The sequence below is a fragment of the Bacillus sp. AFS001701 genome (genome assembly GCF_002559405.1).
Taxonomy (GTDB): domain Bacteria; phylum Bacillota; class Bacilli; order Bacillales; family Bacillaceae_G; genus Gottfriedia.
Genome location: NZ_NTZO01000628.1, coordinates 1 through 3,951, shown reverse-complemented (window position 1 = coordinate 3,951; position 3,951 = coordinate 1). Strand labels below are relative to the sequence as shown.

Here is a 3,951-nt window from a genome sequence, read left to right as displayed (position 1 = left end):
GAGGCTATCATAACAAAGGAGCAATTTTTTGCCGTCCAAACCTTATTAGAAAATAATAAAAATGTTTATTTTCAAAACCGAAAAGAGGTACGTAGATTACAAAATTTAATATATTGCAATTGCTGTGGGCGGAAGCGATATATTCAAAAAGATAGTTCAAATATTGATTTTATAAAATCATGTTCATATAAAATATCAAACAATCTATGTAAAGATCGCGGCTATAAATATCAATTAGTTGAAGAATTTGTTTTAAAAAGCATTAAAGAAAAAAAATCAGAGCTAGAGAACGCGCTAAAAATGCTAGATTCTCAGAAAACAATCGAACTAGAACAAAGATTAACGACTGAACTCGTCTCATTAATTAAACAAAAAGATAAAATTAAAAAACGACAAAATAACTTAAGAGAAATGAGAATGGATGGAGAAATTACTAAAAAGGAATATGAAGAACTAAAAAATGAACAAATCGGCCAAATGAATCAATTGAACCAGCAAATTGAACTCTATCAGACTCAAATAGAGAATTTAAGTAACAAAAACGATGATCGTCAAAAAATTGAGAAGATCATTGAAACGCTAGACGATTTAGAAAGAATCGATCCTGAAATATGTAATCAATTTTTAAAATCATTTATTAATAAAATATGGTTTAGTAGTAATATGGATTCAAGTCATGATACTACTCGTAGTAAGGAAATTGCCACAATTAAAATAGAATGGATCTAATGCATGGAACGAGAAATCTCATGTTAAACAACCATGTTAGGTTTTAGAATCTTAAAGTTAAAATAAAAAGTTCAGTTTACCATCTTCGAAAAGATAGAACTGAACTTTTTTTGTTGTATTGCAAACTTTAAAAACTTATCTTTTATTAATCAATCGAACTAATTCATTAAAATATTTTTCTGCTTCCTTGGTACTTCTTGCACATTTTAACCTTTTCATTAAAATATTGTAATGAAAATCAACTTCTTCATTTGTTGCATTATTAGTATTGTCATCTTCATTTTCATTATTTAATTCTATCCCATCGACGACGCCAGTATCTGTTTGATGCATATTTCCCATGTTATTTGAGGGGGCACTTGTCTTTTTGTTCTCAGTTTTCTCTTTCTCCATTTCTTCCAGCGTTGAACTAAAATCAATGATTTTGTCATTAACGTTTTTATCAACCAATCTTTCTAAATAAGCGCCGCCGCTAACTCCACAAATAAAAGCATAAATGATAATAGATACAGGAGTTTGATCATTTGTCGTTAGTACAGCAATAAGGTATGAAATACAACCTGCCATAGCTCCAAGAATTATTTCACGCTTAGAACCGAGTGAATATCGTTCTCTACCATCAGAATCTTTAAACCGATAACTTCTAATGTAGCCCTCATTAGCTAATAGTATATTGGCATAACCACCGATCGCACCAATTAATATTGATAGAAAGGTCAGAAATAAATCATTAGATGATAATGTATCCAGCCAATTCTCGTACATATTTGTACCCTCCCGTTTTTTTAAAACTATATGGAGGCTTTTTTTAAAATAGTACAATTAGATGCAATACTTTATAAAGGTCAGTTTTAAGATATTTATAAAAAACTTTAACAGCAAGCAAGGTGAAATAGGTTAATCTAATTTGTTATGATTTTAAATCTCAACAAGTTCTTGTTTATTTAAAAAAGAGCGAATCGTTTGATTAAATTTTTCTGCAGCTTCCATTTTGGTTACATGGCCAGTATTTTTGAAAATAACTAATTTTGAATTTGGGATACTTTTATGCATTACTAATTGGAGCCATACTGGCGTAATTGGATCATACTGACCACCAATAATAAGCGTTGGTACCTTTATATTTGGTAACAATTCTCTATTATCAACCTTAAAACATTCTCTCATAGACCTATCATAACCTTCTGGATTTGGACGATAATATTGTTTAAATTGTTGTAATGATTCTTCTTCCCATGAAAAAAGGCATGTTCTTGCTGTCATCTCTTTTATCTGTTGGGGTGTGAAAATTTTTGAACGAAACTCTTTATAATGAATAAACCATAATCCTAGTAATCTTGGAGCAAAATGAAATGTACTTACTAAGATTAAAGAGCGACATCTTTCAGGTGCTTGGCGGTACATCTCTTGTGCAACAGTCCCACCCATAGATAAGCCTAAAATATGCGCGCTTTCAATTCCTAACTCATCCATTAAATCAAGTACATCTTTTGCGAAATTCTTAATTGAGATGCCTTCAGTTAAATCATTTTCTCCATGGCCACGCAAATCAGGAATAATTAAATCGAACTCATTTGCTAGTTCATATTGTTTAAACCAGCTTTCTTTTACTTCTCCAAGACCATGAATTAATACGAGAGGTTCTCCAGTACCTAACCGGTCATAATACAGTTTGATCCTTTCGGTTTTTATAACGTACAACTTTATCACTCCTTTGTATTTTTTTACTAAAATATTTAACGAATAAACGCTATGTTTGAAGTTTTTTGAAAATTTATAATAAATTATATTTACTGTATTGACGCTATATTCATATATGTGTAAAATACACCTATTAGATTTTTAATAGAGGTGTTACCAATGAACAACGATAAAGATAAAAATATTACTCCTTCAAAAAACTTTATTATGCCTTTTATTCTTCTACTCCTTAGTCGGATGACACTTCATGGCTATGATCTAATTCAAAAGCTCCACGCATTCGGATTTCAAACACTTGACCAAGGAAATTTATATCGATTATTAAGACAACTAGAGAAAGAAAATCTTGTACAATCAAAATGGGATACGAAAGGAAGCGGACCTGCTAAGCGCTGTTATTCAATTACAGAAGCTGGGAAGGCATTCTTAACAAGTAACGCTAGACAACTCGAACTTTATCAATCAATGCTTGATCAATTTTTCAAAATGTACACTAGTTTTCTTGAGCTCTACATTCCTCCATTACAAAGAGAGGATAAAATAGAGAAAAATTCGAAAACAAAAGAGAAGGAAGAAGTTTGACGCTACAGAAAGCTTCAAAATCAAAGGCAGATGTTCAAAAAATTAAAGACGAGAAAGTAGAAGAATATTTAATGGATCCTTTTTTTAATACGCTCTGAGATCAATACGAAAGTAGTTTGACATACATAAGAGATGGAAGAGAACAAAGGTTAAATTCGTTTATTAAAGTGTTAAAAGAAACAAGGAAATTTAATGAGGAATATCGTAATGCAGTAAATGGTTTATTTGATGAAATAAAGTACTTTAATAATCATATAAAAGCAAATACATTAAGAATTAAAATAGATGAATCTTCAGAAATTCACTCAAGTGTTAATCTATTTGAAGAAATGGTAAATAAATTTACTGAGTTATTATCTACTCCGTTCAAAGCCTCAGTTGAGCTAATTGAAAGGGTAGAAGAGCAATATGAACAGGCTGGAAAATTCTACATAGAGAGTTTAAGGGAAAGAGAGCGAGTATGGTCATCATTAAATGAACACTACTTGCAATCTTTTAGAGCAGCACATACAAACTTTAACCATCGAATAGAAGATAGCTTTATAATGTTTACATCTTTTAGTAAATAAGTAAAGTTTAGTCCTTTGTCTTCACACTGAAACAACTCCTTAAAATAAAAAGGGTTGTTTTTTTATGCCTTATACTAGTTTGGTCGATTACAATACCTACCTCAGAGAACTATAGACTAGACCTTTGAATAGTCTATAGAGGGGTGTTTCTTCATGGATCAGTTTAAATATGAAGAAATTGGAACATTAAATGCAAAACTCGCTGCAGAAGCATTACTAAAATTAACTTTAAAAATAAAAAATGAGGATATAAAAATAAAGACATCTAATAAGCCACTCACTTAACTTGAGTGGTATTTTTGTTTCATTAGTCTTTAAAAATAGAAAGCCAATAAAAATAGAAAGTTAATAAATATAAACTTTCTATTTT

4 protein-coding genes and 2 pseudogenes are annotated in these 3,951 nt (G+C 30.4%); 4 read left to right on the top strand and 2 right to left on the bottom strand.

Annotated features, from left to right (window positions below):
- A pseudogene (locus CN514_RS26030) lies at positions 1 to 729 on the top strand (recombinase family protein); the annotation flags it as partial.
- Between the two features lie 135 nt (positions 730 to 864).
- Here the strand turns inward: CN514_RS26030 and CN514_RS24185 are convergent.
- Positions 865 to 1,494 (bottom strand): hypothetical protein, encoded by a 630-nt coding sequence (locus CN514_RS24185; RefSeq protein ID WP_098234748.1) that lies wholly within the window; start codon positions 1,492 to 1,494, stop codon positions 865 to 867.
- A 153-nt stretch (positions 1,495 to 1,647) separates the two neighbouring features.
- Positions 1,648 to 2,430, bottom strand: coding sequence for an alpha/beta fold hydrolase (locus CN514_RS24180; protein WP_098234747.1), 783 nt, complete (start codon positions 2,428 to 2,430; stop codon positions 1,648 to 1,650).
- A 159-nt stretch (positions 2,431 to 2,589) separates the two neighbouring features.
- On the opposite strand from CN514_RS24180, the gene phaQ reads away from it, so the two are divergent.
- From phaQ to CN514_RS26695, 3 genes and pseudogenes are all read left to right on the top strand, one after another.
- A complete protein-coding gene (phaQ, locus tag CN514_RS24175) occupies positions 2,590 to 3,012 on the top strand; it encodes a poly-beta-hydroxybutyrate-responsive repressor (RefSeq protein ID WP_098234746.1) in 423 nt (140 codons plus the stop codon).
- Between the two features lie 110 nt (positions 3,013 to 3,122).
- A pseudogene (locus CN514_RS24170) lies at positions 3,123 to 3,581 on the top strand (hypothetical protein); the annotation flags it as partial.
- A 153-nt stretch (positions 3,582 to 3,734) separates the two neighbouring features.
- Entirely contained in the window at positions 3,735 to 3,866 is a 132-nt protein-coding gene (locus tag CN514_RS26695; protein WP_286141821.1) for a hypothetical protein, read from the top strand.
- The last annotated feature ends 85 nt before the right edge of the window (positions 3,867 to 3,951 follow it).